Source organism: Candidatus Brocadiaceae bacterium (genome assembly GCA_012728835.1).
In the GTDB taxonomy this organism is placed as follows: Bacteria; Planctomycetota; Brocadiia; order SM23-32; family SM23-32; genus JAAYEJ01.
The window spans coordinates 1-16,762 of the sequence record JAAYEJ010000038.1 but is presented as its reverse complement, the minus strand read 5'-3'; the positions used below and the strand labels follow the sequence as shown (position 1 = coordinate 16,762).

At 71.3% G+C, this 16,762-nt stretch carries 10 protein-coding genes and 2 tRNA genes; 11 read left to right on the top strand and 1 reads right to left on the bottom strand.

All coding sequences use genetic code 11. The features are described from left to right. The first annotated feature begins 7 nt into the window (after positions 1-7). From murA to GXY85_05710, 8 genes are all read left to right on the top strand, one after another. On the top strand, positions 8-1,300 hold the full coding sequence (gene murA / locus GXY85_05745) for a UDP-N-acetylglucosamine 1-carboxyvinyltransferase (GenBank protein ID NLW50332.1): 1,293 nt from the start codon (positions 8-10) through the stop codon (positions 1,298-1,300). 94 nt (positions 1,301-1,394) lie between these two features. Further along, positions 1,395-3,332: a hypothetical protein gene (locus GXY85_05740; protein ID NLW50331.1), complete on the top strand. Its 1,938-nt coding sequence runs from the start codon at positions 1,395-1,397 to the stop codon at positions 3,330-3,332. Continuing rightward, entirely contained in the window at positions 3,332-5,434 is a 2,103-nt protein-coding gene (locus GXY85_05735; GenBank protein NLW50330.1) for a hypothetical protein, read from the top strand. The genes GXY85_05740 and GXY85_05735 overlap by 1 nt, the downstream gene beginning before the upstream one ends. A 52-nt stretch (positions 5,435-5,486) precedes the next feature. Then, the gene (locus GXY85_05730; protein NLW50329.1) at positions 5,487-8,396 is read left to right on the top strand and encodes a YfhO family protein; all 2,910 of its coding nucleotides are present in this window, start codon (positions 5,487-5,489) and stop codon (positions 8,394-8,396) included. Between the two features lie 36 nt (positions 8,397-8,432). Next, a tRNA-Gln gene (locus GXY85_05725) sits at positions 8,433-8,506 on the top strand. Between the two features lie 16 nt (positions 8,507-8,522). Then, positions 8,523-8,600, top strand: a tRNA-Glu gene (locus GXY85_05720). Positions 8,601-8,800: 200 nt separating this feature from the next. Continuing rightward, positions 8,801-9,949, top strand: a complete 1,149-nt coding sequence (locus tag GXY85_05715) for a Gfo/Idh/MocA family oxidoreductase (GenBank protein ID NLW50328.1) — start codon at positions 8,801-8,803, stop codon at positions 9,947-9,949. Positions 9,950-9,999: 50 nt separating this feature from the next. Then, positions 10,000-11,718 (top strand): Na/Pi cotransporter family protein, encoded by a 1,719-nt coding sequence (locus GXY85_05710; protein NLW50327.1) that lies wholly within the window; start codon positions 10,000-10,002, stop codon positions 11,716-11,718. A 76-nt stretch (positions 11,719-11,794) separates the two neighbouring features. Here the strand turns inward: GXY85_05710 and GXY85_05705 are convergent, their stop codons facing one another. Further along, entirely contained in the window at positions 11,795-12,682 is an 888-nt protein-coding gene (locus GXY85_05705) for a hypothetical protein (GenBank protein NLW50326.1), read from the bottom strand. Between the two features lie 158 nt (positions 12,683-12,840). Between GXY85_05705 and GXY85_05700 the strand changes: the two genes are divergently transcribed. The 3 genes from GXY85_05700 to GXY85_05690 are packed head-to-tail and all read left to right on the top strand — an operon-like array spanning position 12,841 to position 16,477. Further along, positions 12,841-14,205: an ADP-ribosylglycohydrolase family protein gene (locus tag GXY85_05700; GenBank protein ID NLW50325.1), complete on the top strand. Its 1,365-nt coding sequence runs from the start codon at positions 12,841-12,843 to the stop codon at positions 14,203-14,205. Next, positions 14,202-16,157, top strand: a complete 1,956-nt coding sequence (locus tag GXY85_05695) for a hypothetical protein (GenBank protein ID NLW50324.1) — start codon at positions 14,202-14,204, stop codon at positions 16,155-16,157. The genes GXY85_05700 and GXY85_05695 overlap by 4 nt, the downstream gene beginning before the upstream one ends. 17 nt (positions 16,158-16,174) lie before the next feature. Beyond that, positions 16,175-16,477, top strand: a complete 303-nt coding sequence (locus tag GXY85_05690) for a divalent-cation tolerance protein CutA (GenBank protein ID NLW50323.1) — start codon at positions 16,175-16,177, stop codon at positions 16,475-16,477. The last annotated feature ends 285 nt before the right edge of the window (positions 16,478-16,762 follow it).

Here is a 16,762-nt window from a genome sequence, read left to right as displayed (position 1 = left end):
GCTGTCGATGGAAGAGATCGTCATCCGGGGCGGACGTCCCCTGCGGGGCGACCTGCAGGTGAGCGGCGCCAAGAATGCTGCGCTGCCCATCATGGCGGCCTCGCTGCTGGTGCCGGAACCCACCACGCTGCACCACGTGCCGCGGCTGCGCGACGTGCAGACGATGTGCGGCATCCTGGAACACCTGGGCACCGCCGTCGACTGGCTTGGTCCCGAGAGCGTGCGCCTCACGCCGGGCGGCACCCAGCCGCACGTCGGGCCGTGCGATCTGGTCCGCGACATGCGCGGAAGCGTCTGCGTGCTCGGGCCGCTGCTGGCCACGCGCGGAGCCGTCGTGCTGCCCGCCCCCGGCGGGTGCGTCATCGGCAAGCGCCCGATCGATCTGCACGTGAAGGGCCTGGAGGCCCTCGGGGCGCGCTTCCGCCTCTGCCATCCCTACGTGTACGCCCAGGCCGGGGAGTTGACCGGCACGCGCATCGACATGGCGGGGCCCCGCGGCTACACCGTGCTGGGCACGGCCAACGTGATGATGGCCGCCGTCCTGGCCCGGGGGCGCACCGTCATCGAGAGCGCCGCCTCTGAGCCCGAGGTCCAGGACGTGGCCCACTTCCTGAACCGCTGCGGCGCGCGCATCGCCGGCATCGGATCGAACACCCTGACCATCGACGGCGTCGACCGCCTGCAGGCAACGGAATACACGATCATCCCCGACCGCATCGAGGCCGGCACGTTCCTGGCGGCCGCCGCCCTCACCGGCGGCCGCATCCGCCTGGCGGGCGCCTGCCCCGATCACATGCGCGCCGAGCTGGACGTGTTCCGCCGGGCCGGGCTCGACGTACAGGAGGGCAACTCCGTCCTGACCGGCTCGTGCGCCGGGCCCCTGCGCCCAGTGGACGTGCGCACGGGCTCCTACCCGCACTTCTCCACCGACATGCACCCGCAGGTCTGCGCCGTCCTGTGCCTGGCCCGGGGCCGCAGCGTCCTGCACGAGACCGTCTATCCCGAGCGGTTCACCCACGTGGAGGCGCTCAACCGCATGGGCGCCCGCGTGAGCGTGCGGGGCGCCAGTTCGGTCATCGACGGCCCCGCATCGCTCCGGGGGGCCGCCGTCCATGCCGCCGACCTCCGTGCCGGCGCCGCACTGGTGCTGGCCGGGCTGGCCGCCGAGGGCGAGACGGTTGTCCGAGGCGTCGCCCAGATCGACCGCGGATACGACCAGCTTGTGCGCCGCCTGGCGCTGCTCGGAGCCGACATCAGCCGCCGCGAGGCCGAGGCGGCCGCCGAACGCAAACGCGCCTGAAGGCGCCTCCCGTCGTCCGCCGGCAGGATTTGCATTCGGTGCCCGCAGCGCGTACAGTGGCGGCGCCGTGCCGGGTGCATCCTAAGAGGTGGACATGACCGAACGTAGGACCGCCGCCGTGCTCCGCAGGACCGCGTGTCTGCTCATCGGGCTGCTGCTTGCGATGCCGGCCGTCTCGGCCGGGGCGGCGGCGGCGGGGCCGCAGGTCATGCCGCCTGCCGACGTCCGTACCGGCATGAAGGGCTACGGCATGACCACGCTGAAGGGCATGCGGCCCGAGCGGTTTGAGTTCGAAGTTCTCGGCCGGATGGCCGGGTACTTCCCCAAGGGCGACCTGGTGCTGATCCGCATGAGCGGCCCGGTCATCGACGAAGCCGGCATCATCGCCGGCATGAGCGGCAGCCCCGTCTACATCGACGGCAAGCTGCTCGGCGCGGTTGCCTACGGCTGGACCTTCACCTCCATTCCCCTGGCCGGCGTGACGCCCTTCGTCGACATGCTGACCGTGCGCGAGATCGACCGACGTGCCGACGCGGATGCCCGGGAACAGGCGCGCCGGGTGCAGCGGGAACGCGCCCGGGGCCTGGCCGCTCCGGTGTCCTCGCCCCCGGGGGACGGCGGACTGCGCGCCGCCGTGCAGGAGGCCGCCGTCCGCCTCATGGTGCCTCCCCTGACGACGGTTTTCGCCACCCCGAGCGGGGGCGCCGCCCCGGCCGGCCTCTTGCCGGCCGGCGTCGACCCCCTCATCCAGCCCCTCCCGATGCCTCTGGGCATGACGGGCGGCCTGGCGGCCGATTCCTTCGTGCGGTCCATGCTGGACGGCTCGGGCTTCCTTCCCGTCCAGGTGACCGGCACCGGCGCGGCCGAGGCGCCGGACCTGGAGCCGGGCATGACGGTGGGCGCCGGGCTCATCACGGGCGACATGGACGTCTGCGGGATGGGCACGCTCACCTGGTTCGACGACGAGCACGCCCTGGCGTTCGGCCACCCCATGTTCGGCGGCGGCCAGGCCGACTACCCGCTGGTGCTCGGCGAGGTGCAGGCGATCGTGCCGTCGTCGATGAGGTCGTTCAAGCTGGCGTCGGCCGGCAGGGCGATCGGCCGCATCGTGCAGGACTGCGAGCCGGCGATCCTCGCGCGCCTCGGCGAGGAGGCGCCCACGTTTCCGTGCACGGTGCGCATCCGGGGCGCGGTCGACCAGCAGTACAACTACCGGGTGGCCGGCTACTGGGCGACCGCCCCGATGCTGACCTTCATGGCCCTGTACTACAGCGGTCAGCGCTGGGATGGCGACGGCTCGCCCTGCACGCTGGACGCCCGGGCGGAGGTCCGCCTGAAGGGGCGCACCGAGCCGCTCGTGCTCCGCAACGCCTACACCGACTCCTCGGCCGTCCTGCCCGCGCTCGACCTGGTGGCCATGCCGCTGGACGCCCTGCTCCTGAACCCGTATCGTGAGGTGGAGATCGAGAGCGTCGACTACGAGGTGGAGGTCCGACCGGGCTTCGAGAGCGCCCTGATCGAAGGCGCCTGGGTCGACCGCACGCGCGTCGCCCCGGGCGGACGGGCCACCGTGCACGTGCGGCTGAAGCAGTACAGAGGCGAGGAGGAGACCCGCGCGCTCACCCTCGACGTGCCCGAGACGGCCCGGCCGGGCAGCACCCTGCAGATACTCGTCTGCGACGCCGTCACCAACCGGATGATCGAGCGCGGCCTCGACCCCGGGTTCTACGACCCCAGGTCCCTGGAGGACCTGATCGGGAGCCTGACGCAGCCCGGCTCCAACCGCGACCTGGTCCTGAGGGCCTCCGTCATGGATGAGGGGCTCCGCTACGACGGCGCGGCCATGCCGGCCCTGCCGCCGTCGGCGCGCGGCATCCTCACGCAGAGCGATGGGGCGGGCCGCAGCCGGCCCCTGGTGACCGACATCGTGCAGCGCGTGCAGACGCCGTGGGTGATCGAGGGCGCGCTGGTTCTCACCCTCACCGTCAAGGAACGAGAAGCCGTCGCCTGGACGGCCTCCGGGGGACAATGATGCGACGATGCCTGCTGCTCATGACGATCGCCCTGTTGCCGCCGCTGCCGATCGCGCTCGGCGCCGTGGGCATGACGTGGTCGACGGCCGGGGCGCAGCAGTTCGCCGAAGGGAAGCTGCAGGGGGTCTCGGTCCGCTCGACCGGCGAGGTCGAGCTGGCTCCGGAGCGCGAGGACATCGAAGGTCTGACGGCCGAGTTCGTCTGGGACCTGGCGGCGGGGGAGGACGGCACCGTCTACGCGGCCACCGTCGGTCCGCCGGCCGTCTACGCCGTGCGCGACCGCCGTGCCGAGCTGCTGCACACGAGCGACCAGAAGGTCGTGCTGAGCGTTCTGGCGCTTCCGGACGGCAGCGTCCTGGCCGGCACCGGCCCGAACGGCATCATCCACCGCATCAGCCGCGCCGGGCGCGTGACCACCTTCGCTGACCTGGAGGCCGCATACGTGTGGGACATGGCCCTGGGGCCGCACAGCGAGATCTACTGCGCCACCGGCCCGACCGGCAAGCTGTACAGGCTCAACCGCGCCGGCGAGGGCGCCGCCCTTCTGGAACTCAAGCAGAAGAACCTGATGTGCCTGGCCGTGGCGCCGGACGGCACGGTGTACGTGGGGACCGACACGGACGGCTACGTCTATCGCGTCGATGGAGGCGGCCGCGCCACGCTCATCCACGACGCCGACGAAGACGAGGTCCACGCCCTTTACCTGGACGCCGAGGACCGGCTGTATGCCTGCACGGCGCAGGGCGAGGAATCGGCCCGGCCCGGTCCGCCGGCCGGCTCCGCCGACGCACACGACCCGCCGCCGATGACGCCGCCACCGGCCGCAGGCCCGCCCGGTGCCTTCAACAGTCTCTATCGCATCCTGCCGGAACGCGGGGCGGAGCGGCTTCTGCGCATCGACCGCGTCTTCATGCTCAGCCTGGCCCCCATGGGCGAGCAGGTGCTGCTGGGCACGGGCGCGGGCGGCCGCGTGTTCGGCGTCGGGCCGAGCCCCGTCTCGCGCGTGGTCACCGAACTCGACGCCGCGCACGTGACCGCCATGGTCGCGGCCGGGGCCCAGGGCGTGATCGTCGGCACCGGCAGCCCCGGCGGGCTGTTCCGGCTCCGGCCGGGCATGCGCCGGACGGGCACCTACCTGAGCAAGCCGTTCGACGCCACCTACCTGTCCCGCTGGGGGCGCCTCTGGTGGCGGCACGTCGCCGGCGGCATCGGGTCGGACATCCGCGTGCGCGTGCGCACGGGCAACAGCAGCGAGCCGGACGACCACTGGAGCGACTGGTCCCCCTGGGCCGCCGACCCCGACGGCGAGGCACTGGACCGGCCCGCCGGCCGGTTCGCGCAGTTCGCCGCCGAGCTGCGCGGCGCGCCCGGGGTCGACGGGCCGCGCCTCGTCGAGGTCGGCATCAGCTACCTGCAGGACAACCGGCGCCCGCGCATCGAGGACCTGCTCGTCGACGGCCAGTCCGTGCTCGGCAAGTCAGCGCAGGGCGAGGGCGGCCGGCCCCGCCGGCCCTCGAACTCCTCCTCTCGTGATGAACAGAAGACGCCGCCGTCACTGCGCCAGGTCGGCTGGCAGGCCGCCGACCCGAACGAGGACGAACTCATCTACACGCTCTACTGCCGCGCACTCGACGAGACCGAATGGCGACTCGTCGCCGAGGACGTGCGGGCCGACGGGCCGCACGTGTGGGATACGTCCCGCGTGCCCGACGGCCTCTACGTCCTGAAACTCGTCGCCGGCGACCGCCTCGCGCGACCCGGCCCCGAGGCCCTGACCGACGAGCGCGTGTCCATCCCCGTGCTGATCGACAACCGCGGCCCGGCCGTGCGGGACCTCCGGGCCATCCGACGGCCCGACGGGTCCTTCCGGATCACCGGCACGGTGCGCGACGAGCTGAGCAGCATCACCAAGATCGAGGTCAGCCAGAACGCCGACGACTGGCAGCCCGTGTTCCCCGACGACGCCATGCTCGACGCGCGCGAGGAGGCCTTCGGCCACGAGACGGACGTTCTGGAGCCCGGCGAGCACGTGTTCGTCTTCGCCGCGGCCGATGCCCGCGGGAACCAGGGCAGCGGCAAGGTCGTCGTTCAGGTCCCGTAACGTGGACGCTGAGCTTCCCCCGGCATCGAAGATGCCCCTTGGCGGACGCACCATGGGGTGGCCGACCGACCGACGATCCGCCGTGCGGCGCGAACTCGGCCCGCTGTTCGTGCTGCTTCTGGCCTGCGGGCTGTTCTTCCGGAAGGCCGTCGCACTGCGCGGCGTCTTCTTCCACTACGACCACGCCCTGCAGAACTACCCCTTCCGCGCCTTCTTCGCCCAGGGCCTGCGCCAGGGCCGCCTGCGGCTGTGGACGCCCGACCTGTTCTGCGGGTTCCCCCTGCTGGCCGAGAGCCAGGGCAACCCGCTCTATCCGCCATTCCTCGTCCTGTTCCGGTTCCTCCCCGCGTGGGTAGCGTACAACTACTACACCGTGCTGCACTTCTTCCTGGCCGGCGCGTTCGCCTACGCGCTCGCACGCGTCCACCGCGTCGGCCGCGCGGGCGCCGTCGCGGCCGGCCTGTGCTACATGCTCTGCGGGCCCGTGATCGCGCACGCCCACCACACGAACATCGTCGTCGGCGTCAGCTACCTGCCCCTGCTGCTGGTCCTCATTGAACTGGCCTGTCGTCGCCGCCACGCCCTGTCCCTGTCGGCATTCGCAGCGGCCACCGCACTGCTGGTGCTGGGCGCCCAGCCGCAGTACACGCTCTACTGCGTGCTTCCGTGCGGCGCCTACCTGGTCTGGCGCCTGGGGCTGATCGAAGCCACCGGCGGTTCCCGGCGGACGGTGGCCGGGCTCCTCGTCGGATTTGCCCTGGCCGGCCTGCTGGCCGCAGCACTGGCCGGCGCCCAGCTCCTGCCGCTCCTGGAACTCGTCGGCCGCAGCATGCGCGCCGGCGACGCTCAGCCCCTGGCCGGTGCCGACCCCGGCGTCCCAGGGAATCTGATGACGCTCCTGCTGCCGCACTACTGGGGCAGCCCCGGCCTGGCCGGCTACTGGGGCGCCGTCGAGCCGGGGCTCTACGCGGAGATCACCCTGTTCATGGGCGTTGTGCCCCTTCTGCTCGCTTTCGTGGCCGTCGGTGCAGACCGGAGCCGCCGGGCCGTCTTCTTCGCCGGCCTGGGGGTCTTCTCGTTCCTGTTTGCGATGGGCTCCAGCGGCGTGATCCGCGCGGTCTTCTCGCTCCTGCCCATCTTCCGCTCCGCGCGGTTGCCCTCGCGGTTCGCCTTCGTTACGGCGCTCTGCGTGGCCGTGCTGGCCGGCATGGGGCTGGACGCCCTCCTGCACGGCACCGACCGTCGGCGGGTCCGGCGCAGCGCCCTCCGGGCCGCCGGCCTCACGCTCGCCCTCTGCGCGACCGCCCTGGTCATCGCGTGGGCTGCGACCGGCCGGTTTGCCTCTCTGAGTCGTGAGGGTCTGGCCCGGGCCTTCCCCCTCAGCCCGGCGCGTCTGGAGCACCTCTGGAACTACTTCCACGGCACCCTGCCCGCCGACATGACCCGCCGGGCCCTGGCCGCGATCGCCGGCACGGGCCTGGTCCTCCTGGCGGCCCGGCGCACTGCGCCGTCGTTCGTGATTGCCGGCCTGCTGTGCGCCCTCATCTTCGGCGAGCTGGCCTGGACCGCCCGCGATTCGAATGCCGTCACCGCGCCGACGCTCTACTCCGTTCCTCCCCCGCTTGCGCAGGCGGTGCGCGCGCTGCCGCCCGGGCGCATACTGCGGCACCGCATCTACGACGCCGTGGACCCCGCGCAGCCGCCTGCTCTCTTCCCCGACTCCCAGGGCTGGGCCGTGCGGCCCCGCCTCTACGCCCGTTCGTTCGAGCGCCTGCCGCACAACGTCAACATGCTCTGGGGCATCCCGTCGGTCAACGGCTTCTCGCCGCTCCAGACCCGCGCGCTCAAGGCCCTGCTCGGGATGCGCCTGGTGCCGGCGACGCTGGGAGAGGTGCCGATCTCGCCGGCGCTCGATCTGCTGAACGTCCGCTGGATCCTGACCCCGACGCCCGATCTGCCGGGCGGATTTACGCACGTCGACCGGATCGGCGACGTGCACATCTTCGAGAACCCCCGGGCGCTTCCGCGTGCCTGCATCGTCCACCGGGCATCCCGCGCGGTCGACGACCGGAGCGCGGGCGCTATCTTGCGCGACGCGGAGCGCTTCGACCCCCGAGAGCGGATCCTCCTGCACGACGACGCGGAACCGCCCCTGTGGCTCGACGACGGCACACAGGGCGCCGACGAATCCGTGCGGATCATCCGAGACGACGGCGACCGCATCCGCCTGGCCGCCGAGCTGTCGCGCCCCGGCTACGTCGTGCTGGCCGACCAGCACTATCCCGGCTGGACGGCCACGGTCGACGGTCGCCCGGCCGCGCTCCTGCGGGCCAACGTCGCCGTCAAGGCCGTGCGGCTGCCCCCCGGGCGGCACGAGGTGGTCCTGGAGTTCCGGCCCCGCAGCTTCCGGGTGGGGCTCCTGGCGACGCTTGGCGGCCTGGTCGTCCTCACGGCCTGCGCGTTGCTCGGCCTTCGTCGCCGGGCCGGCCGCGCTTCGGCCGAACCCGCCGGGACGGACGACCTTCTGGGCGCCCCCTGCGGCGTCCGGCCCCAGCGCCTGCTGGCGTTCGCCGCCGTGCTGCTTCTGGGGCTCGGGCCTGTGCTGCACGGGACGGTCTGGCGGATCCTGCCTCTGCAGCTCAGCCCCCGCTGGTACGTTCAGAAGGTCTCCATCAGCCAGGCACGGGATGCCGCATCCCGTGACCGCGCGGACGAAGCCTATGCCATCGTGCGGGATGCCGCGCGCTGGTGGCCGCAGAACCCGCTGCTGCGCCACGTCGTGGTCAGGTACGCCTCGGACGCCGTGGCGGAGCACATACGGGCCGGGCGCGTGGAGGAGGCCGGCCGCCTCGCGCGCGAGGTGCTGGACCTGGCGCCGCACGCGCGGCACAGCGCCGGCGGAGCGATCCTCCGCACGGCGGACCGGGCGGCCCGGCGAGCCGAGGGCACGCCGTTGCCTTGAACCGGGTGCCGGCTCGGTGTATACTCGGGGGAGCGCTGAGGATTGGTGTAACGGCAACACACCTGACTCTGGATCAGGCGTTCCAGGTTCGAATCCTGGATCCTCAGCCACACTCTCTCGCAGCGTGGCCCCATCGTCTAGCCCGGTCCAGGACACCGGACCCTCAATCCGGTAACAGGGGTTCGAATCCCCTTGGGGCTACCATCCTCCGCCGCCCACCGTTCCGGTCGTTCGTGCCGGCACGGACACACGCGGACGGACAGGGACCGGCACGCGTGCGCACGTCCCGCGTCTGGAGGGTGCGTTTCGGTTGCGGGCGCGTCGCCCGCCGGGTACAACAGTGGCGGTCGGGCCCTCCGAAGCGGTTCGGCTCTCTACCGGCGGCAAGGATCGAGGACGGAGCAATGGCGGGGACGGTCAAGCTGGGCGTGATCGGCGTGGGCGGCATGGGGACGTCTCACTGTAAGAAGATCTCCGAGGTCGAAGAGGTCCAACTGACGGCCGTTGCCGACATCCGCGCCGCCCGCGCGCGGTCGGTCGGGGAAGAGTATGGCGTGCGGCACTTCGAGAGCGGCAGCGACCTGATCGCCTCGGGTCTTGTGGAGGCCGTGCTGATTGCCACGCCGCACTACTTCCACCCGACGCTGGCCATCGAGGCCTTCGAGGCCGGTCTGCACGTGCTGAGCGAGAAGCCCGTCGGGGTGGAGATCGGCGCGGCCGAGCGCATGGCCGAGGCCGCCCGCAAGAGCGGCAAGGTCTTCGCCGTCAACTTCCAGATGCGGGCCCTGCCGATGATCCGGAAGGCCCGCCAACTGGTCGAAGCCGGCGAGATCGGCGAGATCCACCGGACGCTGTTCATGGCGCCTGAGTTCCGGTCGCAGGCCTACTACGACTCCGGCAGTTGGCGGGCGACCTGGGCCGGGGAGGGCGGCGGCGTGCTGCTCAACCAGGCCCCCCACCTGATGGACGTCTTCTGCATGCTCAGCGGACTGCCGGCGAAGGTCACGGGCCACTGCAGCCAGAGGATGCACCGGATCGAGGTCGAGGACCACGTCGAGGCCGCCCTGGAGTATGCCAACGGGGCGACGGGCTACTTCTACGCCTCCACCTGCGAGATGGGCCAGCGGTTCATCGAGATCGCCGGCGACCGGGGCAAGCTGCGCCTGACGGGGCGGGACCTGGAGTTCTGGCGCTACGAGCCGCCCATCACCGAGTTCAACCGGACCAACACCGAGATGTGGGGCTCGCCGAAGCTGAACAAGGTGGAACTCGAGGTGCCCGAGAGCGCAACGGGACAGGGCGCCATCATGGGCAACTTCGCGCGGGCCATCCTCGAGGGCGAGCCGCTGCTGTCGCCCGGCCAGGAAGCCCTGCTCTCGCTGGAACTCGCCAACGCCATCATCCTGTCCTCCCAGAAGGGAGGGCCGGTCGACCTGCCGCTGGACCGGGCGGAGTACGACAGCCTGATGGAGCGACTTCGCGCCACGTCGAGCTTCCACGGGGAGTGGGACGAGAGCAAGGCCGAAAGCGATGCGGCCATCGACAAGAGGTGACGCGGACGCCTCGGCGCGCCTCATGAAGTGACAGACGCGGAGGACGATGCTTGGAGCCTCATCGGATTGCCTTCCTTGTCATCGGCGGTCTCGGCCTGTTTCTCCTCGGCATACGCACGATGAGCGACGCGCTGCGGCGCGCCGCCGGCGATCGCATGCGGCGCGTGCTGCGCATCCTCACCTACAACATCTTCGTCTCCGTCCTGGCAGGGACGGGTATCACCTGCCTCATCCAGAGTTCCAGCGCCACCACCGTCATGGTGGTCGGCTTCGTGAACGCCGGCCTGATGACGCTGAAGCAGGCCATCGGCGTCATCATGGGCGCCAACATCGGGACGACGATTACCGCGTGGCTTGTCTCGACGATCGGCTTGCTGGAGCACATGAAGGTGACGGACTACGCCCTGCCGGCGATCGGCATCGGTTTCGCCGTCAGCGTCATCGCCAAGCGAAACGGCCGCCACTGGGGTTCCGCGCTGCTCGGGTTCGGCCTGCTGTTCTTCGGGCTGGCGCTCATGAAGGACGCCTTCGACCCCGTGGGGCAGAGCCAGGAAGCCAAGGACCTGCTGATCAGAGTCGCGGGCAACCCGCTGATGGGCCTGCTGATCGGCACGGTCGTCACGATGGTCGTCCAGTCGTCGAGCGCCACGATCGCCATCGTGCAACTGCTCGCGATGAGCAACGCGATCACCTTCGTCCAGGCCCTTCCCATCGTCTTCGGCGACGACATCGGCACCACGATCACCGCCCAGCTTGCCAGCATCGGCACCAACACGCAGGCGCGAAGGGCTGCCCGGGCACACCTGGTCTTCAACGTCCTGGGCGTCTGCATCTTCATGCCCTTCTACAAGTCATACGCATCGTTGATCGAGGCGATCTATCCCGGGCCCCTGAATGAGATAACCGTCATGGCTCACATCGCCCTGAGCCACACGATGTTCAAGGTGGTGAATACGCTGATCTTCATCGGCATGCCGGGCGTGCTGCTGTCCATCGCGAAACGCATGGTGCCGGGCGAGGCCGACGTCATCCACGTCGAACCCCAGTACCTGGAGGAGCGCCTGGTCAGTACCCCCGTCATCGCCCTGGAGCAGGCCCGGCGCGAGGTCGTGCGCATGATGGACCTGGCCGTCGGCGCCGTGCGGAACGCCGGCGACGCCTTCTTCCACAGCGACCCGAAGGAGCTCAAGCTGGTCGCGCAGAAGGAGGACGCCATCGACAACCTTCAGAACCGCATCACGCAGTACCTCATCCGCGTCAGCCGCGAGAGCCTCGGGTCGACCGAATCCAACGAGCTGCCCGTCCTCCTGCACAGCGTCAACGACATCGAGCGCATCGGCGACCATGCCGTGAACCTCATGGAGGCTGCCCAGCGCCGCATCGAGTCGCAGCTCCCGTTCTCTGAGGCCGGCCTCCAGGAATTGGCGATGATGCGGGACGAGGTCGAGCGCATGTGCGCGACAGTCGTCCGGGCGCTGGAGGAGTCCAACGAGGACGCCGCGCGGGCCGCCTTCGCCAGCGAAGAGAAGCTGAACGCCATGCAGCGGGAGTTCCGACAGAACCACCTGACGCGTCTGAGCCTGGGCGACTGCAACTTTTACAGCGGCCTGACCTTCGTCGACTGCCTGTACTACTACGAGAAGATCGGTGACCACCTGACGAACATCGCGCAGGCCGTGCTCGGCGACTTCCAGTGGGGCGAGAAGATGCCCGACAACGAGGAGATCCGTCCGCAGGCACCGGCACAGCGGCCGCCGGCCTCGTCCTGACTCCAGGCCGCCGCGGGCCCGTCGCGGCTCGCATCCGTCTGCATGTCCGTCCGTTTGCCGCAGTCGACCGGGGCGGTCATGGCGCCGGCGATGAGGGCCGTCGCTGCAGCGCGGGCACGTCCTGCAGGCCCAGCGGCGCCAGCACCGCCTTCGGCAGCGCAAGCCGCATCGTCTTGTGCGCGCCGACGGCCCGGCAGACCCCCAGCCGGCCGGCCAGCCCCAGCAGCACCGTCGCGTCGTCCTCCTCCTGGCCCAACTGCTCGGTGAGGAAGGCGGTCGCCTTCTCGATCACAAGAACGCAGGCGTCGTCCAGCGTGGACGCCGAACCGAGGAACACGAGCGCGTCCGGCGTCTCGACACTCGGGGTCGGGAGCGGGTGCCGGACCAGGCGTGCGCGCAAGGTGACCTCCGCCGACACCTCCGCGCCGCACCCCGCCGTCTTGCCGTCCGCCATGGCCGCCTGCACAGCGCCCGCCGCCAGCAGCGCGCCCTCGCACGCGACGGGAAGGAAGACCGAACACCCCGCCCCCACCTCCGGGCAGGACAGGTTCCCGCCGTGTTCCCCGGCCGACGTCGTCGGCTCGGGCTGGTGAGCGGGCGCCACCCCGATCACGCCGATCATGGGGCGGAGCGGCAGCTGCACGTGCTCCGATAGATGCAGCCCCTCGCGCCCGATGCGAAACAGCCGGGTGGCGGGCACGGCCATGACCGCGTAGTCGCGCACCTGGATGCGCTCGATGTCGATGCGCAGCACGCCCCCCCGGTCCGCGTCCTCGATGAAGACGGGGCCGGTGGCCGGGTTCGTCCGGATCACCCTCGAGGGTGCGTCCTCCGCACTCGCGATCGTGCCGCTGTAAGCGTCCTCGGTCTCCAGGCAGAAAGCCTCCCCCGGGCGCACCCGCAGCGCCGGCTCGGTATCGCGCGAGAACACGTGGCAGACGCTCGCCTTCGTCAGCTTCTCCATGGAATCGTCCTCCCGCCTCGGGAACCCGTCGGCCGTCGCCGGCATCACCAGCGTAACAATTCGCGTTCGACGGGGCAATCGTCTTTCGCAGCCGGGCGTCGGCTTGCAGGTCCGTCGTGTTTGTGCTACCAAGGTACCCGCCCTCGGGGATGATCGACATGGCCGACACGGTCGAAGGACTACTTGCGTTTGCCCGCGAAGAGATGCGCCAGCTCTCCGACGAGGGCTGCGACACCTGGGAACTGGAGCGCCGCGCCGACCTGATCGAACGCGACAGCGCCCCTGACAGGCTCCAACGCGCACGCAGCCTCTGCGAGGCGCTCAGCCGCCTGGCGCCTCCGGACGGCTTCCCCTACGAGGAGCCGGACGACCTGGCCGCAATCCGCGCCCGCCGCCCGGACGGCCCCAGGCGCATCGCCGTGCCCCTGCCGGACGACATCCTGGAGGACCGGACCCTCGGCGCCTGGCTCGGCCGCGCCGCCGGCTGCATGCTCGGCAAGCCCGTTGAGGGCTGGCAGCGCGAGCGAATCCTGGACCTGATGGCCGGCATCGGTTTGGCCGACCTGACCGACTACCTGCCCGACGCCGCCGCCGGTGCGGGCGGCCGGCTCGTGCCCGAGGATCAGCGCCCGGCCCTGCGCGGCAACTTCGACCGCGCCCTCCGCGACGACGACATGGACTACACCGTCGTCAACCTCTGCATACTGGAGCGGAATGGCCGCGACTTCACGCCCCGCCACGTCGCCGAATCCTGGCTCCGCCACCTGCCCTATGCCTGCACCTACACGGCCGAACGGGCCGCCTACGCGAACTTCGTCGCCGGACGCTGGCCGCCCCAGAGCGCCACGCACCGCAACCCCTGCAGGGAGTGGATCGGCGCCCAGATCCGCGCCGACGCCTTCGGCTATGCCTGCCCCGCCCGGCCCGAAGAGGCCGCCGGCCTGGCGTACAAGGACGCGTGCATCAGCCACGTGAAGAACGGCCTCTACGGCGCCATGTGGGTGGCCGCCATGGTCGCCTCGGCGTTCGCCACCGACGACCCGGCCCGCGTCGTGCGCTTCGGCCTGTCCGAAATCCCCGCCCGCTCGCGCCTCAGCGAGGCCATCGGCCGCGTCCTTCGGTGGCGCGACGACGGCCTGAGCGCCGAACAGGCCACCGACCGCATCCTGGAGGAGTTCGGCCGCTATCACCGCGTGCACACGATCAACAACGCGGCCATCGTGGCGATGGCCCTGCTCTGGGGCGAGGGCGATTTCTCCCGCGCCGTGTCCCTGGCCGTCATGGCCGGGCTCGACACCGACTGCAACGGCGCGACCGTCGGCTCCGTCATGGGCGCCATGCTCGGCGCCTCGGCCATACCCGGGCACTGGACCGCGCCGCTGAACGACCGTCTGGACACCATCGTGGCCGGCCAGACCGACCTGACCTTCACAGGCCTGGCGGCCCGAACGCGCAGGGTGCAGCAGGCGCTCAGAGCGGAAGCCCGTGCCTCGTCACAGCCTTCGTCCTCGGGCGGCTCATGACCATATGCGAACGGCAGAGCGGCGGCCGGATCCTCTGCATCCGCCTCAGCGGACTCGGCGACGTCGTGCACGCGCTCAACGCCCTCAGCCTGCTGCGCCGCGCCCGGCCCGACGCCCACATCGCCTGGGCGGTCGAAGAACGCTTCGCCGGGCTGCTGCGCGGGCACCCGTTCATCGATGAACTTATCCTGATCCCCCGCACGGCCTGGGGCCGCATGCTGGCCAACCCCTTCCGCTGGTACGCCGTGAGCCGGGAAATGCGCCGCCTCGCCCGCCGACTGCGGGAGGGCCGCCTGGACGCCTCCGTGGACTTCCAGAGCAGCCTCAAGAGCGCGTGGCTCGTGCGGGCCGCCGGCGCACCGCTTCGAATCGGCTTCGACCGCGGCATCAGCCGCGAGTTCAACTGGCTCGTGCAGAACCGGCGCGTGCACGCCCCGCGCGGCGGCGTGCACCGCATCGAGCGCGACATCGCCCTGCTGGCGCCCCTCGGCATCCGCTCGGAGTACGCCGACCCCGTGCTGCCCGTCGATCCGGCCGCGCGCCGCACCGTCGACGCCGGGCTGAACGGCCGCCTCGGCAGCGGGCCGCTGGTGGTCATCCACCCCGGCACCAGCCGCTTCGCCGCCTTCAAGCGCTGGGACCCCGCCCGCTATGCCCGCGTCGCCGACGCCCTCATCGAACGGCGCGGCGCCGACGTGGTCGTCAGCTACGGCCCCGAAGACCGCCAGGTGGCCGAGGAACTGGTGCACCACATGCGCTGCCCGGCCGTCAACGCCCCGCCCACCGCCAACCTGGCCGAACTGACCGCCCTGCTGGCCCGCGCCGACCTGTTCATCGGCGGCGATACCGGCCCCATGCACATGGCCGGCGCGCTCGGCGTGCCCGTCGTCGCCCTCTTCGGCCCGAAGGACGCCGTCCAGACCGGTCCCTTCACCAGCCGCAGCATCGTCGTCACCGCCGACGTCGAATGCCGCCCGTGCACGCGCCGCCGCTGCCCGCACCCCCGCTGCATGCAGGCCATCGCCGTCCCCGACGTCATCCGCGCCTGCCTGGAGGTCCTCGACGGCGGCGGCGCGTGCCGCGGCCGCCCCGGCCTCCTGAAGACGCCCTGCACGTGGCCCTTCCGGCTCGGCGCCTGGCACGGCCGCATCGCCACCGTCTGGAGCGATCCGGACCTGTTCACCCGGCTGTGCGACCCCCGCCGGATGGCCTCCGGACCGGAGGCCGTCCGACTTCAGAGGCGTCGGTCACGCGTCGTCAACTCCGTGCCGGACGGCGCGGGCGGGCGCCTGACCGTCACGCGCTTCCGGACGCGGGGGCGGCTCGGCGCGCGGCTCCGGTCGCTGCTAGGCCTCTCGCGCGCTCGGCGCGTCTGGCACAACCTGCTGGGCCTGCGGCAGCGCGGCGTGCCGGCGCCGTTCCCGGTCTGCCGTATCGCCGGCGGCTCGCGGCGCCGCGAGTTCCTGCTCTGCGAGGAGGTCGAGGGCGCCGTCCCACTGAGCGACGGGCTGGCCGGCCGCGGCCGGCCCGGCTGCGCGGCGGCCACGCGCCGGCAGAAGGACGCCCTGACCCGCGCCCTCGCACACCTGGTTCGCCGCTTCCACGCGGCCGGCTACATCCGCCCCGGCCTGCACGCGCGCGACGTCCTGGTGCGCCGCCCCCCGGACGACCGTCCCCCGGAACTGCTCATGGACGGCGTGCACCGCGCCGTGCGCCTGGGCCGCTGGACGCCGCTGTTCGTGCGCGACGCCCTGTGCGCGCTGGACCTTCGGCGTCTGATCCGCTCGATTCGGGCGCCCGTCTCGACGCTCGAAGCCATGCGCTTCTTCCGCATCTACTGCCGGGATTTCGTCCCGCCGGGCCACAGGCGGCGGATGATGGTCCGGCTGGCCCGCGGCGGCCGGCGCCGCGCCCGGCGGGCCCGGCCCGCACCCGAAAGGAGCACCCCGTGAGCGAACCCATCGTCGTCATGGTCACGTGCAGCAACAGCGCCGAGGCCGAGACGATCGCCAACGCGCTGATCCAGGAGCGCCTGGTGGCCTGCGTCAACATGGCCGGGCGCATCCGGTCCCTGTTCCACTGGCAGGGCGCCGTCTCGCGCGAGTCGGAGACGCTCCTCCTGATGAAGACGCGGCGCGGCCGCTTCGACGCCGTCTGCCGGCGCGTCCGGGAGCTGCACTCCTACCAGGTCCCCGAGATCATCGCCCTCCCCATCATCGCCGGCTCCCAGGAATACCTGGACTGGATCCGCGAATCGACGCGCGTGCCCTGAAGGCGCCGGGCCTCAGCATTCACGGCTCGATGGCACCTCTGGATTTCGGTTCGATCGGCCCTGCATAGCTTAAGGGAAGCAGGGCGCTGTGAGTCGTCGCTCGGATACACTATCGCTCGGTGAATCCCACTGTTCATTTCCGTCTGCAGTGACAACGGGCGAGATACTGTCAAATGTTGTTGATGGATAATTGATGACGTATCCTTCGGGGAGCCCATTCATGCTGCTTCTCGCACTTCCACACCATCCGCGAAACGCACGCCGCGGATGACCTTCTCGATCAGT